Source organism: Streptomyces sp. NPDC048211 (genome assembly GCF_043202315.1).
Classification (GTDB): domain Bacteria; phylum Actinomycetota; class Actinomycetes; order Streptomycetales; family Streptomycetaceae; genus Streptomyces.
Map to the genome: position 1 here is coordinate 420,349 of NZ_JBIDAD010000004.1, position 21,603 is coordinate 441,951.

At 72.8% G+C, this 21,603-nt stretch carries 20 protein-coding genes; 7 read left to right on the forward strand and 13 right to left on the reverse strand.

What is annotated here, in order from left to right; all coding sequences use genetic code 11:
- Window positions 1-211: 211 nt before the first annotated feature.
- Window positions 212-1,738 (forward strand): hypothetical protein, encoded by a 1,527-nt coding sequence (locus ACGFZA_RS18195; protein WP_393680178.1) that lies wholly within the window; start codon window positions 212-214, stop codon window positions 1,736-1,738.
- 18 nt (window positions 1,739-1,756) lie between these two features.
- Here the strand turns inward: ACGFZA_RS18195 and ACGFZA_RS18200 are convergent, their stop codons facing one another.
- A complete protein-coding gene (locus tag ACGFZA_RS18200) occupies window positions 1,757-2,797 on the reverse strand; it encodes an MBL fold metallo-hydrolase (RefSeq protein ID WP_393680180.1) in 1,041 nt (346 codons plus the stop codon).
- A 127-nt stretch (window positions 2,798-2,924) separates the two neighbouring features.
- Window positions 2,925-3,296, reverse strand: coding sequence for a VOC family protein (locus ACGFZA_RS18205; protein ID WP_385287363.1), 372 nt, complete (start codon window positions 3,294-3,296; stop codon window positions 2,925-2,927).
- Window positions 3,297-3,489: 193 nt separating this feature from the next.
- On the opposite strand from ACGFZA_RS18205, the gene ACGFZA_RS18210 reads away from it, so the two are divergent.
- Window positions 3,490-4,953, forward strand: a complete 1,464-nt coding sequence (locus ACGFZA_RS18210; protein WP_393680182.1) for an aldehyde dehydrogenase — start codon at window positions 3,490-3,492, stop codon at window positions 4,951-4,953.
- On the forward strand, window positions 4,953-5,186 hold the full coding sequence (locus ACGFZA_RS18215) for a ferredoxin (RefSeq protein WP_385287358.1): 234 nt from the start codon (window positions 4,953-4,955) through the stop codon (window positions 5,184-5,186). The genes ACGFZA_RS18210 and ACGFZA_RS18215 overlap by 1 nt, the downstream gene beginning before the upstream one ends.
- Before the next feature lie 54 nt (window positions 5,187-5,240).
- Here ACGFZA_RS18215 and ACGFZA_RS18220 read toward each other — a convergent pair whose 3' ends face one another.
- From ACGFZA_RS18220 to ACGFZA_RS18230, 3 genes are read right to left on the reverse strand one after another with little or no spacing between them, the layout of a single operon-like run.
- A complete protein-coding gene (locus ACGFZA_RS18220) occupies window positions 5,241-5,966 on the reverse strand; it encodes a transporter substrate-binding domain-containing protein (RefSeq protein ID WP_385287355.1) in 726 nt (241 codons plus the stop codon).
- A gap of 37 nt (window positions 5,967-6,003) precedes the next feature.
- Window positions 6,004-7,983 (reverse strand): helix-turn-helix domain-containing protein, encoded by a 1,980-nt coding sequence (locus ACGFZA_RS18225; protein ID WP_385287352.1) that lies wholly within the window; start codon window positions 7,981-7,983, stop codon window positions 6,004-6,006.
- A gap of 39 nt (window positions 7,984-8,022) precedes the next feature.
- Window positions 8,023-8,844, reverse strand: coding sequence for a 3-hydroxybutyrate dehydrogenase (locus ACGFZA_RS18230; RefSeq protein WP_385287350.1), 822 nt, complete (start codon window positions 8,842-8,844; stop codon window positions 8,023-8,025).
- Between the two features lie 259 nt (window positions 8,845-9,103).
- Between ACGFZA_RS18230 and ACGFZA_RS18235 the strand changes: the two genes are divergently transcribed.
- Window positions 9,104-10,585, forward strand: coding sequence for a PHB depolymerase family esterase (locus tag ACGFZA_RS18235; RefSeq protein ID WP_393680186.1), 1,482 nt, complete (start codon window positions 9,104-9,106; stop codon window positions 10,583-10,585).
- A 91-nt stretch (window positions 10,586-10,676) separates the two neighbouring features.
- Here ACGFZA_RS18235 and ACGFZA_RS18240 read toward each other — a convergent pair whose 3' ends face one another.
- From ACGFZA_RS18240 to ACGFZA_RS18275, 8 genes are all read right to left on the reverse strand, one after another.
- Window positions 10,677-11,366: an SDR family NAD(P)-dependent oxidoreductase gene (locus ACGFZA_RS18240; protein WP_393680188.1), complete on the reverse strand. Its 690-nt coding sequence runs from the start codon at window positions 11,364-11,366 to the stop codon at window positions 10,677-10,679.
- Between the two features lie 217 nt (window positions 11,367-11,583).
- On the reverse strand, window positions 11,584-12,519 hold the full coding sequence (locus ACGFZA_RS18245; protein WP_393680190.1) for an alpha/beta fold hydrolase: 936 nt from the start codon (window positions 12,517-12,519) through the stop codon (window positions 11,584-11,586).
- Window positions 12,516-13,625, reverse strand: coding sequence for a branched-chain amino acid ABC transporter permease (locus tag ACGFZA_RS18250; RefSeq protein ID WP_385284930.1), 1,110 nt, complete (start codon window positions 13,623-13,625; stop codon window positions 12,516-12,518). The genes ACGFZA_RS18245 and ACGFZA_RS18250 overlap by 4 nt, the downstream gene beginning before the upstream one ends.
- Complete coding sequence (locus ACGFZA_RS18255; protein WP_393680193.1) at window positions 13,622-14,509, reverse strand: branched-chain amino acid ABC transporter permease; 888 nt, start codon at window positions 14,507-14,509, stop codon at window positions 13,622-13,624. Before ACGFZA_RS18255 ends, ACGFZA_RS18250 begins: the two co-directional genes overlap by 4 nt.
- Window positions 14,509-15,255 (reverse strand): ABC transporter ATP-binding protein, encoded by a 747-nt coding sequence (locus ACGFZA_RS18260; protein WP_393680195.1) that lies wholly within the window; start codon window positions 15,253-15,255, stop codon window positions 14,509-14,511. The genes ACGFZA_RS18255 and ACGFZA_RS18260 overlap by 1 nt, the downstream gene beginning before the upstream one ends.
- Complete coding sequence (locus ACGFZA_RS18265; RefSeq protein WP_393680197.1) at window positions 15,252-16,046, reverse strand: ABC transporter ATP-binding protein; 795 nt, start codon at window positions 16,044-16,046, stop codon at window positions 15,252-15,254. Before ACGFZA_RS18265 ends, ACGFZA_RS18260 begins: the two co-directional genes overlap by 4 nt.
- A gap of 3 nt (window positions 16,047-16,049) precedes the next feature.
- Entirely contained in the window at window positions 16,050-17,318 is a 1,269-nt protein-coding gene (locus ACGFZA_RS18270; RefSeq protein WP_393680199.1) for a substrate-binding domain-containing protein, read from the reverse strand.
- 147 nt (window positions 17,319-17,465) lie between these two features.
- The gene (locus ACGFZA_RS18275; RefSeq protein WP_393680513.1) at window positions 17,466-18,077 is read right to left on the reverse strand and encodes a TetR family transcriptional regulator; all 612 of its coding nucleotides are present in this window, start codon (window positions 18,075-18,077) and stop codon (window positions 17,466-17,468) included.
- 264 nt (window positions 18,078-18,341) lie between these two features.
- Between ACGFZA_RS18275 and ACGFZA_RS18280 the strand changes: the two genes are divergently transcribed.
- From ACGFZA_RS18280 to ACGFZA_RS18290, 3 genes are all read left to right on the forward strand, one after another.
- On the forward strand, window positions 18,342-19,676 hold the full coding sequence (locus tag ACGFZA_RS18280; RefSeq protein WP_385284940.1) for a glycosyltransferase family 4 protein: 1,335 nt from the start codon (window positions 18,342-18,344) through the stop codon (window positions 19,674-19,676).
- A 70-nt stretch (window positions 19,677-19,746) separates the two neighbouring features.
- A complete protein-coding gene (locus ACGFZA_RS18285) occupies window positions 19,747-20,523 on the forward strand; it encodes a class I SAM-dependent methyltransferase (RefSeq protein ID WP_385284942.1) in 777 nt (258 codons plus the stop codon).
- Entirely contained in the window at window positions 20,520-21,593 is a 1,074-nt protein-coding gene (locus ACGFZA_RS18290) for a prenyltransferase (RefSeq protein WP_393680202.1), read from the forward strand. Before ACGFZA_RS18285 ends, ACGFZA_RS18290 begins: the two co-directional genes overlap by 4 nt.
- The last annotated feature ends 10 nt before the right edge of the window (window positions 21,594-21,603 follow it).

The window sequence follows — 21,603 nt, forward strand, 5'->3', positions numbered from 1 at the left end:
CGAGCTCCGCGTGAGATCCGGCGGCCGCTCCGCGCGGGCTCCGACGGCCGCTCCGCGCGAGCTCCTCGTTCGGGTGAATAGTCGTTCCGGTTTGTCCTCTGTCGTCCGGTACGCATAGATTCCCGTCCATGCTGGCCGCGAACTGTTTTCTCTCAGCTCGCAGTTGAGCGACCACGCGACCCGTCATCATCGGCTGGGAGGGCCCCGCCCTATGTCCGGAACCGTCGACCGGTGGACCACCGCACTGCGCAGAGCCTGGAAGGACGGCACGGCGTGGCCGTGGTGTCTGGCGGTCCTCGCGGCGGCGTGCGGTTACGCCGTGGCCACCGTCTTCCACCCCGGGTACCTCAGCGCGGACAGCAACACCCAGCTGGGCCAGGCACTCGGAGACGAGCCGGTGAACGACTGGCACCCGCCGGTGATGGCGCTCGCCTGGCGGATCCTCATCGCCATCACGGGGGACTTCTCCACCATGGCCGCCCTGCAGGCCGCCGTGCTGTGGGGGACGCTGTGGGTCCTCGCCCGGCTGGTGTGGCGGAGGACCGGCAGCCGCGGGCTCTCCCTCGTGGTGCTGGCGGTCGGCCTCGCGCCGCACATCATGAACCTCACGGGAGTGGTGTGGAAGGACGTGCACCTGGCGTACGCGCTCCTCGCGGTCTTCGCCATCGCGCTGACCGTGCGCGACCTGCCCGAGGGGCGGGTGAGGACCCGCTGGGCCCTGCTCGTGCTGGGCCTGCTGTTCCTCACCTACGCCGCCCTCGTACGCAAGAACGGCATCCCCGCAGCGATCCCGGTCTTCGTCCTGCTGGTCCTCGCCGCGTGGCCCGCCCCCGGCCGGCGTCGCTGGCTGGCCGCCACCGGTGTCTTCGTCGCCGTGGTGACGGGCGGCAGTGCCGCGGTGAACGCGGCCACCGCCCCGTTGGCCACACGCGTGTACGCGGTGATCCCGGTGGACGACCTCGTCCACGTACTCACCCCGGAACAGGTGCGCACCGCCGCCGAACGGGCGGGAGCGGAAACGGACCTGCGGGACCGGATGGTCGCCGCCGCCGTCACCTGCCGGGACCGGAACATCACCTCGGACGGGTACCTCCAGTGCTTCCCGCAGCGCCGGCCGTTCGACGTGACGTATCTGGACCGGCACGCGGACGTCGTCGTGCGGATGTGGACACAGCAGATGCCGAAGCACTGGAAGGGCTACGCCGAGTACCGGGGCCGGGTGTTCACCAAGCTGCTCTTCCGGAGCAACCAGATCTTCTGGAACGGCACCCGCGTCAACGCCGGCGCCCGGCTGCACCCCGAGGTGCGCGCACAGCCGTTGAACGACACCCTGCGGTTCGCGCTGCAGAACTACGTGACCGGATTCGCCCGCGACCTGCCGATGCTCTTCCAGGGCTGGTTCTGGCTGGGCGTCTCCCTGGTGCTGGTGCTGCGACGCCGGTGGGCCGGCCCGTACACCCGGGAGCTCCGGCTCCTCGGGGCGAGCTCCCTCCTCTACGTCCTGGCCTATCTGCCCACGGCGCCGGAGTCCAACTACCGTTACGTGTACTGGCCCGCACTCTCCGGGACCGTCGCGCTCGTCCTCGTCGCGACCGCCTTCGCGGCGCGCCGCCGTACGGCGGCCGCGGGTGCGCCGGACACCCGCCCGGCCGCACTGCCGGCGGGCCGCACCCCCGGGACCGCTCCCGAACCGGCCGCCCCGGCGGGACCGCGCGAGGACACGGGCGCCGCCGTGTGACCGGGGCGGGTGTCCCCGTCACACCGCCACGTACGTCACCGGCTCGCTTCCCGTCACCGCTTCCGCGCGCCCCAGCTTCACCAGGCGGCGCAGGTGCGATTCGGCCTCCGAGACGGCGATGTTCCTCGACCCGTAAGGGATCTGCTCCCAGGGCCGGTTCCACTCCATCCGTTCGGCCAGCTGCCACGGCGTGAGCGGGTCGGCGAGCAGGGAGAGCAGGCCCGTCAGGCGTTCCTCGTGGTGGTCCAGGAGCTCCTGCACGCGGCCTGCCGCGTCCGCGAACGCGTACTGGTGGGCGGGCAGGACCTCGGCGACGCCCAGGCGGCCGATGCGTTCCAGGGAGTCGAGGTAGTCGCCCAGCGGGTCGGTGGCCGTGGCGTCGTCCGGGTCCTCGTACAGGCCGACGTGCGGGCTGATGCCGGGGAGCAGGTGGTCGCCGGAGAAGAGGCGGCCGCGGCCGGGGAGGTTGGCCGGGTGGTCCTCCTCCAGGTGCAGGCAGACGTGGCCCGGGGTGTGGCCGGGGGTCCAGATCGCGCGCAGGGTGCGGCCTGCCAGGTCGAGGAGTTCGCCCGGAACGATCTCGCGGTCCGGGATCGCGGCCCGCAGGCCGGGCAGGGTGCGCATGCGGCCGCCCTTCTCGCGGGCGGCCAGCAGCGGGGCGATGTGGTCGTCGGGTGCGCCGACCGTCGCCAGTTTCGTCGCGAGGTACGTCAGCCAGGTGCCGGGCTCCGACGCGCGGGTGCGGCGGACGATCGCGGTGTCGGCGGCGTGCATCGCGATCCAGGCCCCGGACGCCTCGCGGACCTGCCCGGAAAGGCCGTGGTGGTCGGGGTGGTGGTGGGTGATGACCACGCCGTGGATGTCGGCGATGTCCACGCCGACGGTGGTGAGCCCGGCTGTGAGCGTGTCCCAGGCCTCCGGGTCGTCCCAGCCGGTGTCGATCAGGACCGGTCCCCGGTCCGTGTCGAGGAGGTGGACCAGGGTGTGGCCCAAGGGGTTGTCGGGGATGGGGACTTCGATGCTGTGGACGCCGCCACCGTGGTTGATCACCTGCGTCATGGACTCCCCATCTCCGAGCGGCCTGGGCGGCGTGCGGGGTACGGCCACGACGCGCCGCGTCCACTGTAACGAGAACTTGTTCCAGTGGTAGCCCCGGTCGACCATCCGTATCGGTGGAACGGTCCCGTCATCCGGTCAGGGTGGCCTTCGGCCGCACGACGCAGAACTCGTTCCCCTCCGGGTCCGCGAGCACGGTCCATGACTCGTCCCCGGTCTGGCCGACGTCCGCACGGCGCGCTCCGAGCGCGAGGATGCGCTCGATCTCCGCCTCCCGTTCGTCCGGTCCCGTCGTCAGGTCGAGGTGCAGGCGGTTCTTCGCGGTCTTCGTCCCGGGTGCCGGCATGAAACAGATGCCGACCGGAGAGCCGGCGTCCGGCCCGATCACCACCTCGCGCTCCCGCTCGGACAGGATGCGCCACTTGAGTACCGCGGCCCAGAAGCGGGCCAGTGCCGGCAGGTCGTGGGTGTCGATGACGATGTGGTGCAGGGATGCGGTCATGGGCGCCAGTCTGCAGCGCGAGCCGTGCCGCGGGTGCTGTCCGGGCCGTGGACTCCTGGAACTGGAACTGGTATCAGTTCTGACACGAAGTCAGATGTGAAGCCGGGCAATCGCAGAACAAGTCATCGAGCCAGTCATCGAGCCGGTCATCGGGTCGGTCGGGTCACGTGCCGCGTCGCGGGAGGCAGCAGCCATGAGCGAGCTTGTCGAACACGGAAAACTGTTCATCGGCGGGGAGTTGGTCGATCCGCTCGGGCGGGATGTCATCGAGGTCATCTCCCCGCACACCGAGCAGGTCATCGGCCGTGTGCCGCATGCCGCCGAGGGGGACGTGGACCGGGCCGTCGCCGCAGCCCGGCAGGCGTTCGACCACGGGCCCTGGCCACGGATGCCGCTGGACGAGCGCATCGCCGTCGTCACACGGATCAAGGACGCGTTCGCCGTACGGTACGAGGAGATCGCCCGGGTCATCAGCTCGGAGAACGGCACCCCGTACACCTCCAGCGTCATGGTGCAGGCCCTCGCCGCGATGATGGTGTGGGACGCGGCGATCACCGTCGCCCGCACCTTCCCGTACGAGGAGCGACGCGACGGGGCGCTCGGCCCGCTGCTCGTGCGGCGGGAGCCGGTCGGGGTCGTCGCGGCCGTCGTGCCGTGGAACGTGCCCCAGTTCACCGCCGCCGCCAAGCTCGCGCCCGCGCTGCTCGCCGGGTGCTCGGCCGTCCTCAAGGTGTCGCCCGAATCGCCGCTCGACGCCTACATCCTGGCCGAGATCGCCGCCGAGGCCGGGCTGCCCGAGGGGGTGCTGTCGATCCTGCCCGCCGACCGCGAGGTGAGCGAGTACCTCGTGGGGCACCCGGGCGTCGACAAGGTCTCCTTCACCGGCTCCGTCACCGCGGGACGGCGGGTCATGGAGGTCGCCTCGCGCAACCTCACCCGCGTCACCCTGGAGCTCGGCGGGAAGTCCGCCGCCGTGATCCTCCCCGACGCCGACCTGGACGCCGCCGTCGCCGGCATCGTGCCCTTCGCCTGGATGATCAACGGGCAGGCGTGCGTGGCCCAGACCCGCATCCTGGTCCCGCGTTCCCGGTACGAGGAGACCGCCGAGGCCTTCGCCGCCGCCGCCGGGGCCCTCAAGGTCGGCGACCCGCTCGACCCCGCCACCGAACTCGGACCGCTGGTCGCGCAGCGCCAGCAGCAACGCTCCCTCGACTACATCCGGATCGGGCAGGATGAGGGCGCCAAGGTCCTCACCGGGGGCGGGCGTCCGGCATCCCAGGAGCGCGGCTGGTACGTCGAGCCGACGCTCTTCGGTGACGTCGACAACTCCATGCGCGTCGCCCGCGAGGAGATCTTCGGGCCGGTCATCTGCCTGTTGCCGTACGGGGACGAGGACGAGGCGGTGAAGATCGCCAACGACTCCGAGTACGGACTCAGCGGCAGCGTCTGGACCGGCGACACCGAGCGCGGCATCGACATCGCCCGCCGGGTCAGGACCGGCACGTACAGCGTGAACACCTTCAGCCTCGACATGCTCGGCCCGTTCGGCGGCTACAAGAACTCCGGTCTGGGACGCGAGTTCGGGCCCGAGGGGTACGGCGAGTACTTCGAGCACAAGATGATCCACCTGCCCGCCGGCTACGGGGGCGAGGCCTGATGGGCGACCGCTGGAGCATCGAGGTCGACCGGGCCGTCTGCATCGGGTCCGGGATGTGCGTGAACCACGCGCCGGACGGGTTCCGGCTGGACACGGCCCGGCAGTCCCGCCCCGTCGACCCGGAGACCGACGCCAACGAACGCGTCCTCGCCGCCGCCGAGGGATGCCCGGTCGAGGCCATCACCCTCAAGCTGGCCGACTCGGGCGAGGTGGTGTTCCCACCGGAGGACTGAAGCGCGCGGGCGGCGGACCGCCCGGGGGACGCCGCCGCGTCCCCGCCCCGCTCGTCAGGCGGGCGGGGCCACCAGCGCTGCTGACCGGTGCGAGCGGCGCAGCGCATCGGCCACGAAACCGTCGGCCTTCAGCTCCTCGACCAGGTCCCGCAGGAACCGCACCGTCTCCGGCGTCCGGCTCCGGGTCGTGCCCACCGCCTGCCGGATCTCCATGAACCGGTCCTCGATCAGCCGTACCTCGCCCGGATGTTCCGCGACGAACCCGGTCATCGGCTGCCGGATGCCCGCCGCGGCCTCCAGGCCCTGCTCGCGGAAGACACCGACGCCCTCCGCGCCGCGCACCACGGTCGCGTGCCGGAGGGTGCGGGTCAGGAACAGGTCGTACGCGGAACCCTGCTTCACCCCGATCCGGACGCCTTCCCGGTCGACGTCGGCCACGGAGGTGAGGCCCGAGCCGGCCGGTACGGCGTAGACGCCCTCGATCAGCACATAAGGGGCGGTGAAGGCGACCTCGGCCTCCCGTGCCGGGTCGATCGCCAGGAAGCAGATGTCGGCCATGCCGGAGGCCATCGCCTCGTACGACTTGCGTGCCGCGTCGAAGCACAGGAGCTCCACCGGCACGCCCAGCCGTGCGCCGATCTCCCGCGCGAGGTCGACCGTGACCCCGGCCGGGTCGGCGGATGTGCCCTGCGCCAGGACCGGGTTGCCCAGGTTGACCGAAGCCCTCAGTACGCCGGCCGGAGCCAGGTCCGCGGTGACGGAAGCAGTCGCGATCTTCATGGGGCGGAGTGTAGGACACCGCCCGGGCGGACGGCCCTCAGCGGGTGTCCGCGGGCCGGCTGCCCGACAGCAGATGCAGCCGCAGCGCCAGTTGCAACTCCAGTGCCCGGCCGGGCTCGTTCCAGTCCCGGCCCAGCAGCACCTGGATCCGGTCGAGGCGCTGCACCACCGTGTTCACGTGCACGTGCAGTTCGTCCTTGGCCCGGATCAGACTGCCGCCCGCGCCGAAGTACGCGCTGAGCGTCCGCACCAGGTGGGTGCCGCGCTGTGCGTCGTACTCCAGCAGCGGCCCCAGCGCCGCCGTCACGAAGCCGTCGACGTCCTGGGCATTGCCCAGGACCACGCCCAGGAAGCCGAGTTCCGCCACGCAGGCGCCCTCGCCCGTGCGGCCCAGCACCCGCATCGCCCGCAGACAGCGAGCCGCCTCGCCGTAGGCCGCCGTCAGCTCGCGGGGGCCCCGGGCGGGCCCGGCGGCGGCCACGGTGACGGGGGCCTGCGTCAGCTGGCCCAGCTGGGCTGCCGCCGAACGCGCTGCCGGGCCCGCGGCCGTCTCCTCGCCCTCGATCAACAGCACCACCGCACCCGCGTGTTCGGCACTCACCCCGTGGATGTCCCCGCCGAACAGATAGCGCATGGCGGCCGGGGCCAGCCGCTCCCGCGCCCCGGTCTCCGCCACCAGCAGCAGATGCGGGCGGTCCAGGTCGATGCCCAGGCGGCGGCCCCGTTCGGCCAGTCCCGCCGGATCGCGGCCGCTGTCCGTCAGCAGGTCGGCGATCAGCTCGCCCCGTATCCGGTTCTCCGTCTCGGCCACCGTGCGGCGCAGGAGCAGGAGGAGTCCGGTGACCACGGCCGACCGCTCGAACAGCCGCCGGTCGGAGTCGTCCAGCCCGCGGCTCCGGTGCAGCACGAGACCGGCCAGCAGCTCCTGTCCGGCGAGCACCGCGCAGACCACCCGCCCGTCGCGGTGCACGGCACGCGCCCCCGTACGGGACTCCTCGGCCGCGTCCGCCAGCCACCCGGCATCCATGCTGTCGGCGGCGAAGTCCGTACCGTCCGGACGCACGGCGGCCAGCGGGCGGCCGCCCGGGTCGTGAATGGTCAGCGGGGAGTCGAGCAGCCCGGCGACGGCCGCCGCCACGTCCTTCACGTCCCGGCCCCGCAGCACCAGATCCGTCAGCCGGTCGTGCGACTCCTCGGCCCGCTGCATGGCCGCCGAGTGCGCCCGTACGGAGGCGTTGGCCTCGGCCAGCTCCGCGTTCGCCTCCGCCAGCTCGGCCAGCGCCGCGGTGGTGTCGGCGAGTGCGCGGGCCGTGTCGATGGCGATGGCGGCGTGCGCGGCCAGCGAGCAGAGCAGGGCGACCTCGTCGGGGCTGAAGACCCTGGGGGCCCGGTCGGCCGCGAAGAGGACGCCGATCACCTTCCCCGTACCGCCGCGGCTGGAACCGAGCAGCAGGGGCACGCCCAGGATGGCCACCAGGCCCTCGTCCAGGACGCCGGCGTTGATGTTGCGGGTGTGGCGGAAGCGGTCGTCGGTACGGTAGTCCGGCGTCGCGTACGGGCTCGCCGTCTGCGCCACCAGTCCGCCGAGCCCCTCGCCGAGCTCCAGCCGCAGCCGCTGGAAGAGCACCGACACCGACCCGTCGGTCACCCGCATGTAGGTGTCGCCCGCCTCCTCGTCCGGGAGCGTGAGGTAGGCCGTGTCCGTGCCCAGCAGCATCCTGGCCCGCCGCACGATCGCCTTCAGCACGTCGTCCAGGTCACGGGAGGCGGCCAGGTCGCCCGCCGTGTCGAAGAGCGCCGTGAGCTGGAGCTCCCGGCGCCGGTGCTGCCGCAGGGCACCCCTGATCCGCAGCGCGGTGGCCGTGGCCCGCTCCACCTCGGCGAGCTCCTCGGCGGGCACACCGTCCCCCCGCGCCTGCGAGGAGACCGCCCCCAGCGCCTCGGCGGGCGCGTCGTCGGCCAGCAGGTCGAACAGGCGCCGGAGATGGGAAGCGGCGGAGGGGAGCGGTTCAGGCATGGCGTCCAGCGTTCGTAGGAAGAAGGGGGGCGGGTTCGGTCAGTTCGCGGTCCAGCCGCCGTCCATGGAGAGCGAGGTGCCGGTGATGTGCCCGGTGCGCGGCCCGCACAGCCACAGGACCGCCTCGGCGACGTCCGCGGGCTCGATCAGCCGCTTGATCGCGCTGCGCTCCAGCATCACCCGCCCCACCACGTCCGCCTCCGAGATGCCGTGCGTCCGTGCCTGGTCGGCGATCTGGTTCTCGACCAGGGGCGTGCGTACGTAACCGGGGCTGACGCAGTTGCTCGTCACCCCGTGCTCCGCCGCTTCGAGCGCGACCACCTTGCTCAGCCCCTCCAGTGCGTGCTTGGCCGTCACATAGGCCGACTTGTAGGGACTCGCGCGCAGCCCGTGCACCGACGAGATGTTGACCACGCGCCCCCAGCCGCGTTCGTACATGCCCGGCAGGGTCCGGCGCAAGATGCGGAACGGGGTCTCCACCATGACGCGCTGGATCAGCGCGAAGCGGTCCGGCGGGAACTCGTGGACGGGGGCGACGTGCTGGAGCCCCGCGTTGTTGACCACGACGTCCGCATCGGCCGGCAGCGTGTCGACGACCTCCGGGTCGGACAGGTCCACCACCCAGGCCGTGCCGCCGAGCTCCTCCGCCAGAGCCTTCGCGGCCTCGCCGGACCTGTCCACGACGTGCACATGGGCGCCCGCGGCGGCCAGCGCCTGGGCACAGGCCCGCCCGATGCCGCTCGCCGCACCGGTCACCAGAGCGGTGCGCCCGGCCAGCAGCGGTTCTGCGGGTGCCTGCGGTGAGCCGCCGCCGGGGGAAGAGGCGGCGGGCTCGTGATCCGGTCTGCGGGAAGTCTCCATGGCCGTCACCGTAGGTACGCGGCGGCCCGTGTCACACGGCGCCGGTGCACACACCCTCCCGCCCGGGCATGGTGGCGGCGTACATGGTGCCGCCCGGCGCCGGGACGGCCCGCCGCGGAGCCCCCGGACCGCACAAGGGACCGGCGGCACACACCCGCGACGTGCCGGTGTCCGTCTGCCACATGGGCGCGGGGAGCCCCCGCTCGTAGGTTCCGGCAGCAACCCCATCCCCCCGCACGCACCGACCAGGGAGGCACCCGTGCGCCCACCGATCCTGAGACGTCTGTTCCGCCGCGTCGCGTCCGCGGCCGCCCTCGGCCTGCTCGCGGCCACGCTGAGCACCACCGCCGCCGCGACACCGGCCGCGGCGGCCGGCGGGCTCCAGCAGGTCACCGGCTTCGGCTCCAACCCGGGCAATCTGCAGATGTACGCCTACACACCCGCCGGCCTCCCCGCGAACGCACCCCTGGTCGTCGCCCTGCACGGCTGTACGCAGACGGCCTCCGCCTACTACACCAACTCCGGCTGGCCGAAGTTCGCCGACACCTGGGGCTTCTCCGTCGTCTTCCCGCAGACCACGTCCGCGAACAACTCGCTCTCCTGCTTCGGCTGGTTCGACCCGGCCGAGGACACCCGCGGCAAGGGCGAGGCGGCTTCCATCGTGCAGATGGTCGAGTACGCCAAGCAGCAGTACGGCTCCGACGGCCGCCGGGTGTACGTCACCGGCCTCTCGGCGGGCGGCGGCATGACCGCCGACCTGCTGGCCGCCTACCCGGACGTGTTCGCCGGCGGGTCCGTGGCCTCCGGACTGCCCGCCCAGTGCGCGACGAGCCAGGCGGCCGCTTCGGGCTGCCAGACGGGCCCGCAGAAGCTCAGCCCTGCCCAGTGGGGCGACAAGGTGCGCGCCGCCAACCCCGGCTACTCCGGCCCCTGGCCCCGGGTGGCGATCTGGCAGGGCACCTCGGACTACACGGTGTACCCGGCCAACGCCACGGCCCTGCGCGACCAGTGGACGGACGTATGGGGCATCGGCCAGACACCGTCGTCCACCGACACCCTGCCCGGAAACACCACCCGCAGCGTCTACGACGACGCCTCCGGGAACCCGGCCGTGGAGACGTACTCCGTCTCCGGCATGGGCCACGGCCTGCCCGTCAGCCCCGGAACGGGCGACCAGCAGTGCGGGACGACAGCCGCGTACTTCCTGAGCGTGATCTGCTCGACGTACTACACGGGCGTCTTCTGGGGCCTGGACGGCGGCACTCCCGGGGGCGGGGGCGACCAGCTCCCGGCGCCCGGGGGCGTGCGTGCCACCGGCACGACGGACACCACCGTGTCCCTGTCCTGGAACGCGGTGCAGGGCGCGGCCTCGTACGCGGTCTACCGCAACGGCTCGAAGATCGCCTCGCCCACCGCCACCACGTACACGGACACCGGACTCACCGCCGGGACCGCCTACCGCTACACCGTGGCGGCGGTCGACTCGGCGGGCACGGCCGGCACCGCCTCCACTCAGGTGACGGCGACCACCACCGGCGGCGGCAGCACCCCCGCCACGTGCTACACGGCCACGAACTACGCGCAGGTGACCGCGGGCAGGGCCCACACGTCCGGCGGGTACGTGTACGCCAACGGCTCCAACCAGAACATGGGCCTGTACAACGTCTTCGTCACCCACACCCTGAGGGAGTCCCCCGCGGGCTACTTCGTGATCGCCGACAGCGGCTGCGCCACCGGCTGACGCGTGCGGTGGGCCGGGCCCGGCGGACGGCCGGCCCGGCCCACCGCCGTCGTCCGGGACGGCGGCCCCGGATCCCGGCGCCGGTGAGCCGTCACCAGGGCAGCGGGCCCGCGGCGTCGAAGTAGCCGCCGGTCGGGCTGCCGGGCCCCGACTGCGCCATCCGCACGATGATCTCGGCGCCCTGCTCGACGGTCTGTGTGCCCGCGCGTCCGTTCAGGTCCGTCGCGGTGTAGCCGGGCTCCACGGCGTTGATCCGCATCTTCGGGAACGCCTTGGCGAACTGCACGGTGAGCATGTTGACCGCCGTCTTGGAGGTGGGGTAGGCGACCCCCGGATAGCCCTTGCCTGCCTGGTCCAGCGAGGCGAGGCTGCTGCTGACATTGACCACGACCGGGGAGGAGGAGCGTTCCAGCAGGGGCAGGAAGGCATGGGTCACCCGGACCAGACCGAAGACGTTGGTCTCGAACACCTCCCGCATCACGTCGGCGGTCAGCTCGGCGGCACCGATGATCTCGCCTCCCGGTGACCGGACCTCGATCCCGGCGTTGTTGACCAGGACGTCCAGGCCGCCGTCGGCCTCGACGGCGGCCGCCGCGGCCGCGACGGAGGCATCGTCGGTGACGTCGAGTCGGACGAACCGGGCGCCGAGCGCCGACGCGGCCGCCGCGCCCCGCTCGACGTCGCGCGCTCCGACGTAGACGGTGTGGCCCGCGGCGACGAGGCGGCGGGCGGTCTCGTGGCCGAGGCCCTTGTTGGCCCCGGTGATCAAGGTTGTCGTCATGGGGGCCAGTCTCCCTCCGGGCCGCTGCGATCGACCAGCGGATCGACGACGCGCTGCCGAGGCCCGTCGCGCGGCCGCCCCGCCGGTTTCGGCCGCTCAACACCCGGAGACCGCACCGCCCTTCGGCCGGTCCGCCGGCGGGCGGGCGGAGTGCAGGTCCTCGCCCGGCCGGCTGCCTGCCGCTCACCCACCGACCGCCGGACCGGCACGTCCTGACTCAGTCGCGGACCATTCCGGCGGCGCCGGATCCGCTCCGGTGTTCCTCGTCCCCGGCGGACGCGAGCGCCACCAGCCGCTCGGCGACCTCGCGGCTGCCCCTCTCGCCGGTGAGCACCGTGTAGTGGTTCACGTCCTTCACCGCCACCGGCGCCAACCGGGTCCCGCCCAGGTCCGCCGCCGCGAGCCGGGCCTCGTCGTAGAGGCCCTGCTCCTCGTCCATCAGGCCCCGCGCCGCCCACAGCAGCGTCGCCCCGACGGGCAGCTTCCGTACGGCCGTGAGCACCTCCGCGTCGAACAGCCCGACGCCGTCCGCGCGGATCGCCTCGATCCGGCACGTCGAGTGCAGGGCGGGCTCCTCGCCCGTCAGGTCGCGCTGGATGTACGCGTCCACCTCGTCCGACCAGGCGTCCGCGAACGCCGGGTGCGCCTGCCAGAAGGCGCGGTAGGCGGCCCGGTCCGGGAACGTCATCGACAGCCGGTCCATCGCCGGGCCGATCACCGCCGTCAGCAGCTCGTCGGGCGTCAGATGCGTGGGCGCGGGGAAGCCGACGCCGCCGTCGACGAGCAGCAGCGGGCCGAACCGGTCCGGGTGGCGCACCGCGGTCAGTGCCGCCACGAACGCGCCCATCGAGTGGCCCGCCAGCACCACCCGGTCCAGGCCCAGGGCCTCGGCCAGAGCGGCGATGTCGTCCGCGTGCGCGGCGATGCCGTACGGGCCCGGAAGACCCGAACTCCCCGCCCTGCCCCGCAGATCCGGAGCGATCAGCGTGACACGTCCGGCCAGCTGCCGGGCCACCGTGCCCCAGGAGAGCGCGTTGGCGGTGATGCCGTGCAATGCCAGCACGGCCGGCGCCCGCGGATCGGTGGCCGGCCAGCGCAGTACGGCCAGCTCGCCCCCGTGCACGGGAACGTTGATTTCCTCGCATGCGATCACTGGTCTCCGGTCTCCTTCCGGTACGAGACGGCCCTCAGTCTGGACGGCAGCCGGGCCAGTCCGCCGGGCAGCAGATGTACCACGGCCACGAACAGCACGCCCAGCAGGAACAGCGGCTGGGAGAGCGGGACGCGGAGCACCGCGGGAAGACCGGCGACCGCGCCCGAACCGGCCAGATCGCCGAGCCGGTGGTCGGCCCAGGTGTAGAGGATGCCGCCGACCATCGGACCCCAGCGGGTTCCCGAGCCGCCCAGCACCACCATCACCAGCAGCGACAGGGTGAAGTCGGATGTGGTGGTCTGCGGTGTGGAGCCGCCGGTCAGGAGCAGGTGCACGATGCCGCCGAGTGCGGCGAGCGCGCCCGCGACGACGAAGGCCGTCAGCTTGAATCCGTACGGTTTCAAGCCCAGTACCTCCACCCGGCGCTCGTTCTCCTTGATGCCCTCCCAGACGCGCCCGGTGGGGGAGTGGACCGCCCAGTGGACGACGGCCAGGGTGAGGACGAGGTAGGCGAGGGCGATCCAGTAGAGGTTCGCGGTGTGGTCGATGCCGACGAGCCAGGTGGGGAGCAGGTCGGCCGGGGCCGCCCGGCCCTCCTCGCCGCCCGTGACGCCGCCGGGATTGCGGGACACCAGGATCGAACCCGCCTGGGCGAAGGCCAGGGTCACCATCGAGAAGCCGATACCGGTGACGCGCAGGCTCACCGACCCCAGGACCAGCGCCAGCGCGATCCCGAAGAGCAGACCGAGGACCGCGGCGAGGGCGAAGGGGAGCCCGGCCTCCAGAAGGAACATGTTCGTGGCGTAGCTGCCGGCCGCGAAGTAGAGGGCGTGGCCGAACGAGAGCAGTCCGGTGCGCCCGAGCAGCAGGTCGTAGCCCGTGGCCAGGGCGCCGAACAGCAGGCAGGTGGCCAGGAGTTGAAGGCTGCCCGCGCTGCCGAGCGGACCGTCCAGCAGTCCCGGTACGGGGACGGCGCTGAACGGTGCGACGACCAGGACCAGCAGGATCGCGACGGGCCACCAGCGCAGCGGCCGGGGGGCGCCGGCCCGTGGCGCGGGGGCCACCGGGCCTTCGGTGCGGTCGTGTGTCTCGGTGGCGGTGCTCACGCGAGCCTCCCCGTCAGTCCGCGCGGGCGGATCAGCAGCAGCGCGGCGAGCAGGACGACGACCGCGAGATCGCCGAGGCCCGCCGCGGTGTAGTAGTTGGCGAACTGCTGGACCAGGCCGATGACGACGGACGCCGCGGCGGCGCCGGTCACCGAACCCATGCCGCCGGTGACCACGACGACGAACGCGAAGATCAGCAGTGAGGTGCCCTGCCGGGGGTCGACCGAGCCGAAGTACAGCCCGCCGAGCGCCCCGCCGAGTGCGGCGGCGCAGCCCCCGATGGCGAAGACGAGCGTGAACGCCTTGCGGACGTCGACGCCGAGCGCGGTGACCATCGCCCGGTCCTCGACGCCGGCCCGTACGACGAGACCGTGCCGGGTCCGGCCGAGGAACAGCCGCAGCGCCACCAGCACCACGACCGCCGCCGCGACCAGGACGAGACGGTTGACCGGGACCTGCGCGCCCAGCAGCCCGAAGGTGCCCGACAGCGCCTCGGGCCCCGGGAAGGTCCGGGCGTCCGAGCCCCAGATGCCCGACAGCAGTGCAGGGACGGCGAGCCCGACCCCGACCGTGGCGAGCACCTGCTCGCGCGGCCGGGTGTAGAGCGGGCGGACGACGGCGAGTTCCAGGAGCACGGCGGCCGCGGTGCCCACCGCCGTACCGAACAGGACCGCGAGGACGAAGCCGGCGCCGCCGGGTCCCGCGCCGGGCAGATTCCCGGACGCCGCCCACCAGGTGCCGTAGGCGCCGATGGACAGCAGCGCCCCGTGCGCGAAGTTGAGGACGTCCATCAGGCCGAAGATCAGCGAGAGTCCGGACGCGACGAGGAAGTAGAGGGCTCCCAGACCGAGTCCGGTCATGGTGAGCAGCACGACGGTGGACATCAGGAATCCGCCTCCGCGGTGTGAGGGGTCAGCGGGCCGTGGCCCACACCGAGCAGCCGGCGGGCGGCCTCCGCGTCGCCGAGCAGTCCGGCCGCCGGGCCCCGGTGCGCGGTCCGGCCGTCGGCCAGCACCACGCAGTGCGCGGCCAGGCGGCGTACGACGGCGAGGTTCTGCTCGACGAGCAGCACCGGCACCGCCTCGGCGGCCCGCTCCAGCACCTGGGCGACCTCGGTGACCACCTTCGGTGCGAGGCCCTTGGTGGGTTCGTCCGCGATGATCAGCCGGTTGGTGTTGAGCAGGGTCCGGCCGATGGCGACCATCTGCTGCTGGCCGCCGGAGAGTGTTCCGGCCAACTGTCGCGCCCGTTGTCTGAGTTCGGGAAAGAGTTCATGGACCAGCGCATAGGCGGGCTCGCCCGCCCCGCGCCGTTCGGCCAGCCGCAGGTTCTCCGCGACGGTCAGTCCGGCGAAGATGCCGCGGTCCTCGGGGGCGTAACCGATCCCGCGCCGGACCAGGGCGTGGGTGGGCAGGGCCACGGTCTCCTCGCCGTCGAGGCGGACGCTGCCGCTGCGCGGGACGAGGCCGAGGACGCCGCGTACGGTCGTGGTCTTCCCGGCGCCGTTGCGGCCGAGCAGCGCGGTCACGCCGTGGCCGGCGACGTCCAGGTCGACGCCGTGCAGGATGTGGCGGCCGCCGATCAGGACCCTCAAGTCCCGCACGGAAAGCAGGGGTTGTTCCGTCGTCACAGCCCCTCCCCGAGGTAGGCCTGCTGCACGGTCGGGTCGGCGGTGACGGCCTCGGGGGTGTCCAGGGCGAGCAGCCGGCCGTGGTGCATCACCGCGAGCCGGTCCGCGAGGCCCAGCAGGACGTCCATGTGGTGCTCGACCATGAGGACGGTGCGCCCCTCCTCCCGGTGCAGGGTGCGGATGAGTTCGGTGAGCGCGGGGACCTCCTCGGCGCTCACCCCGGCCATCGGCTCGTCGAGCAGCATCAGCCGGGGCTCGCCCACCAGCAGCACGGCGAGCTCCAGCTTCCGCTTCTCGCCGTGCGACAGCTCGGCGGCCGTGGCCCCGGCCCGGTGGCCGAGACCGGTGCGCTCCAGGACGCCGGCCACCTCGGCGGTGTACGGGTCGGCGCGCCGCCACAGGCGGTACGAACCGCCCCGGGCGGCCTGCGCGGCCAGCCGGACGTGATCGGCCACCGTCATCGCGGGCCAGAGGCTGGACGTCTGGAACGTCCGGCCGATGCCGCGCCGGGCGCGGATGTGCGCGGGCCGGTCCGTCAGGTCCGCGCCGTCCAGCGCGATCGTGCCGGCGGTGGGCAGGGTCAGTCCGCTGATCAGGTTGAACAGGGATGTCTTGCCTGCCCCGTTGGGGCCGATGAAGGCGAGGAACTCGCCCTCGCGGACGCTCAGGGAGATGTCCTGGACGATGGTCGCGCCGCCGACGCTCCAGCCGATCCCGTCCAGCCGGAGCACCGGGGCCGCCGGCTCCGCCGGGCCGCCGTCCCGGCGCCCGAGGGTGTGGGGTGCGGTCACGGTTCAGCCCGCCGAGGGCTTCACGGGCGGTGCCACGGTTTCCATCGCCTCGGCGTCCAGCAGCTCCGGCTCGGCGGCGGCGCCCTTGCCGGTCAGCCGGGCCACGAACATCGGCTGCACCAGCGCGTGGTCCTCGGCCCGGACCTGCTGCTTGCCCTTGGCCCCGTCGAAGGTCCAGCCCTCCAGGGCCTTCACCATCGCGGCCGGGTCGGTGGCGCTGCCCTCGGCGACGGCGTGCACGATCATCTGGGCCGCGGTGAAGCCGTCCGGGGTGAACAGGTCGGGCGTGCCGCCCGCCTTCTTCACCGAGTCGAGCATCGCCTTCTCCACGGTGTTGCCGCCGCCCGCGCCCGGGAAGTAGTGCGCCAGGAACGACACCTTGGACCCGGCGGCACCGAAGACCGGGTACGAGGCGGTCCCGGCGAGCCCGGTGACGACCTTGCCCGCGCCCAGCACACCCTGCTGGTCCAGTGCGGTCCACAGGGCCGGGGCGGTGGACCCGGCCCAGGCGACGAAGACCAGATCGGGCCCGCCGGCCTTGACCTGCCGGGCGAACGGCGTCAGGTCCGTCGCGCTGGGCGGCGCCAGCACGGAGCCGACCTTCGCGCCCTTCCCGCCGAGCACCGCCTGCACCGCGGCGACGTTGGCCTGGCCGAACGTGGAGTCCTGGGCGAGGACCGTGACCTTCTTGCCCTTGGCGTCGCCGAGCATCGCGCCCGCCGTCAGGATGTCCTGGTAGGACTGGCGGCCCGAGCGGAAGGTGTAGTCGTTGATGCCGGTCACCGCGTCGGTGGCCGCCGGGCCGCTGACGTACAGGACCTTGTTCTGGGCGGCGAGCGGGGCCATCTGGAGGGCGACGCCGGAGTCGGTGGTGCCGGCCAGCACCTTGTACCCCTTGCCGATGAGGTTCTTCGCCGCGGAGACCGCCTTGCCGGGGTCGCCCGCGTCGTCCTGCTCGGTGACCTCGATGCGGTGGCCGGCGACCTTGCCGGTGCCCTTCGTCGCGTAGTCCAGGCCCGCCATGAAGCCGTCGCGGTACTGCTTGCCGTAGTCCGCGAGCAGTCCGGTCCGGGAGTAGACGAGGCCGACCTTCACGGTCGCGTCCCCGGCGGACTTCCCGGACCCGTCGGACCCGGAGCCGCCCGCCGTGCCGGCGGCGGTGCACCCGGTCAGCAGCAGACCGGCGGCGGCCAGGACGGCGGCGGCGGTCAGGGACCTGTGCTGGACGGTGCTGCGGATGCCTCTACGGGATCTGCTGGCTCTGCGACGCATGGTGACCGGCTCCTCGGCGTGTTCCTGTGATGTCGCCGAACCGTATGAACACCGTGCCGTCGTCGATATGGTGCAGGGCGCCCCACCTGACCCGGGGGCCATGTGGGCGCGCTCCATAGGCAGGCCGGGAACGGGTGCCCGGAGGAGTCAGCCGACGGGCTTCTCCGCGGTCAGGTCGATCAGCCGGCACACCGTCTCGATGTCGATCTTCACCTGCGCGATCGAGGCCCGGCCCGACAGCCAGGTGATCAGCGCGGAGTGCCAGGTGTGCTCGATCACCCGGACGGCCGAGAGCTGCTCGGGCGTCGGGTGGTCGAGCCCCATCGCGTCCAGGATGATCGCCGTCGTGAGACGCGAGACCGTGTCCACCTCGGGGCTCACGCTGCGGTCGGCGAAGGTCAGGGCGCGCACCATCGCGTCCGCCAGATGCGGCTCGCGCTGCATCGCGCGGAACGCGCGCATGAGGGTGTCGGCGACCCGCTCCGCCGCGTCGTTCCCGGCCGGGGGCCGTTTGCGGAGCGTCCCGTGCATGTGCTGGAGCTGGTCCTGCATGGTGGCGACCAGCAGATGGACCTTGGAGGGGAAGTAGCGGTACAGGGTGCCCAGGGCCACCCCGGCGGCCTCCGCCACCTCGCGCATCTGGACGGCCTCGAAACCGCCCCGGCTGGCGAGCTGGGCGCTGGCGTGCAGGATGCGGCGGCGGCGGGCCTCCTGGCGTTCCGTCAGGGGCGGCGATGCCGGTCTGGCTTCCGCTGTCATGTGTTCCATCCCGAGGCTTCTCTCCGCGACCGCGAGGCTGCGACGGCCGGTCCGGCGGCGCACAGCATGCCAGGGTGCGTGCCGTGGCGCGAATCACCTGATCCGGCCGTTGCACCCTTGCTACCTGCCGGTAGATTCATAGCTCGTCGAACGATCCGGTCCGGGACCGACGCCGCCCTCCGTTCACCGGTCGGTCTGTAACTTGTTCTAGATTAGCGTCAGCGGTTACGCTCCGGCGAACACGCAGTGAGAAGGGGGCCGAGTGTGACCGCTGAGGCCATAGAGTCGGGCCCCCGTGCGGGCGCGGACGCATCGGACACGGGAGACGCCGGCGACCGGCCTCTGCGCATCGCCCTCCTCACCTACAAGGGCAATCCCTACTGCGGCGGCCAGGGCGTCTACGTGCGCCACCTCGCCCGGGAACTCGCCCGCCTCGGCCACAGCGTCGAGGTGATCGGCGCCCAGCCCTACCCCGTGCTCGACGAGGGCGTCCCGCTCACCGAGCTGCCGAGCCTGGACCTGTACCGGCAGCCCGACCCGTTCCGCACCCCGAAGCGCGGCGAGTACCGGGACTGGATCGACGCCGCCGAGGTCGCCACCATGTGGACCGGCGGATTCCCCGAGCCGCTCACCTTCAGCCTCCGCGCCCGGCGCCATCTGGCGGCCCGGCGAGGCGAGTTCGACGTCATCCACGACAACCAGACGCTGGGCTACGGGCTCCTCGCCGACCTCGGCGCCCCGCTCGTCACCACGATCCACCACCCCATCACGGTCGATCGAAAGCTCGACCTGGACGCCGCCCCGACCCGCCGTCGCCGCGCCTCCGTACGCCGCTGGTACGCCTTCACCCGCATGCAGAAGCGGGTCGCGCGCAAGCTGCCGACCGTGCTCACCGTCTCCGGCTCCTCCAAGCAGGAGATCGTCGACCACCTGGGCGTACGACCGAACCGGGTGCGGGTCGTGCACATCGGCGCCGACACGGACCTGTGGTCGCCGGACCCCTCGGTCGCCGAGGTGCCGGGCCGGATCGTCACCACCTCCAGCGCCGACGTCCCGCTCAAGGGCCTCGTCCACCTCGTGGAGGCGCTCGCCAAGCTCCGTACCGGCAACCCCGCCGCCCACCTCGTCGTCGTCGGCAAGCGCGCCGAGGACGGGCCGGTCGCCCGCGCCATCGAGCGGCACGGGCTCGCGGACGCCGTCGAGTTCGTCAAGGGCATCAGCGACACCGAACTCGTCGACCTGGTGCGCGGCGCCCAGATCGCCTGCGTCCCCTCGCTGTACGAGGGTTTCTCGCTGCCCGCCGCCGAGGCCATGGCCACCGGCACCCCGCTCGTCGCCACCACCGGCGGCGCGATCCCCGAGGTCGCGGGCGAGGACGGCGAGACCTGTCTGGCCGTCCCGCCCGCCGACGCCGGGGCGCTGGCCGACGCGCTCGGACGGCTGCTCGGCGACCCGGAACTGCGCGCGCGGCTCGGGGCCGCGGGACGTGAACGAGTCCTCGCCCGGTTCACCTGGAAGCAGGCGGCGATCGGCACCGCCGCGCTCTACCGGGAGGCGATCGCGGCCCGCGCCGCCACCGGCCCCGGCGGCCGACGGTGACCCCCCGCTTCCCGATCCCCTGACCTCCGTACTCCCTGTCCCGAACCCTCGACCGCGAAAGCAGGCATTCGTGCTGACCGTGGACTTCACCCGCTTCCCGCTCGCCGCAGGCGACCGAGTGCTCGACCTCGGCTGCGGCGCCGGACGCCACGCCTTCGAGTGCTACCGGCGCGGCGCCCAGGTCGTGGCTCTCGACCAGAACGGCGAGGAGATCCGCGAGGTCGCGAAGTGGTTCGCCGCGATGAAGGAGGCCGGAGAGGCGCCCGAGGGGGCCACGGCCACCGCGATGGAGGGCGACGCGCTCAATCTGCCGTTCCCCGACGAGTCCTTCGACGTCGTGATCATCTCCGAGGTCATGGAGCACATCCCGGACGACAAGGGCGTGCTCGCCGAGATGGTCCGGGTCCTCAAGCCCGGCGGCCGGATCGCGATCACCGTGCCGCGCTACGGCCCCGAGAAGGTCTGCTGGACGCTCTCCGACGCGTACCACGAGGTCGAGGGCGGCCACATCCGCATCTACAAGGCCGACGAGCTGCTGGGCAAGATCCGCGGCGCCGGCCTCAAGCCGTACGGCAGCCATCACGCGCACGCCCTGCACTCGCCCTACTGGTGGCTCAAGTGTGCTTTCGGGGTGGACAACGACAAGGCGCTGCCGGTGCGGGCGTACCACAAGCTGCTCGTCTGGGACATCATGAAGAAGCCGATGGCCACCCGGGTCGCCGAGCAGCTGCTGAACCCGGTCGTCGGCAAGAGCTTCGTGGCCTACGCGACCAAGCCGCACCTGCCCGCCGTCCGCGCCGCCGAGGCACCCACGCAGGCCGACGACTCCGCCAGGGCCGAGGCGTGAGTCTTCCCGAGCGGACCGAACACCTCGTCCTGCCCGGAGTGCTGACCGCCGGGGAGGCCGCGGAGACCGTCGCCGCCGTGCTCGCCGTGCAGCGCGACGACGGCGCCATCCCGTGGTTCCGCGGCCACCACCTCGACCCGTGGGACCACACCGAGGCCGCCATGGCCCTGGACGCGTCCGGTGAGCACGCCGCCGCGGAACGCGCCTACGAGTGGCTCGCCCGCAACCAGAACGACGACGGCTCCTGGTACGCGGCCTACCACGACGGGGACCCGCAGCAGCCGACCGACCGCGGCCTGGAGACCAACTTCTGCGCCTACGTGGCCGTCGGCGTCTGGCACCACTACCTCGCCACCGGCGACGACGCGTTCGTCGACCGGATGTGGCCGACGGTCTTCGCCGCCGTCGAGTTCGTCCTGCGGCTCCAGCAGCCCGGCGGGCAGATCGGCTGGAAGCAGGAGAGCGACGGCACCCCGGTGGCGGACGCGCTGCTGACCGGCTCCTCCTCCGTCTACCAGGCCCTGCGCTGTGCGCTCGCCCTCGCCGAGAGCCGCGAAGAGCCGCAGCCCGACTGGGAACTGGCGACCGGGGCGCTGGGGCACGCGATCCGCAGCCACCCGGAGCGCTTCCTCGACAAGAGCCACTACTCGATGGACTGGTACTACCCGGTCCTCGGCGGTGCGGTCGGCGGACCGGCCGCCCAGCGCCGGATCGAGGAGGGCTGGGACCGCTTCGTCGTCCCCGGCCTCGGGGTGCGCTGCGTGCTGCCCAACCCGTGGGTGACCGGCGGCGAGAGCTGTGAACTCGCCCTGGCCCTCTGGGTGATGGGCGAGTCCGACCGGGCCCTGGAGATCCTCCAGTCCATCCAGCACCTGCGGGCCGAGGGCGGGATGTACTGGACGGGGTACGTCTTCGAGGGCAACCGGGCGTTCTGGCCCGAGGAGCACACGGCGTGGACCGCCGGATCGCTGCTGCTCGCGGTGGCCGCGCTCGGGGGGGACGAGGCGACCACCGCGGTCTTCGGCGGGGAAAGGCTGCCGAAGGGGCTGGAGCCGGACTGCTGCGGCTGAGACCGCTGGT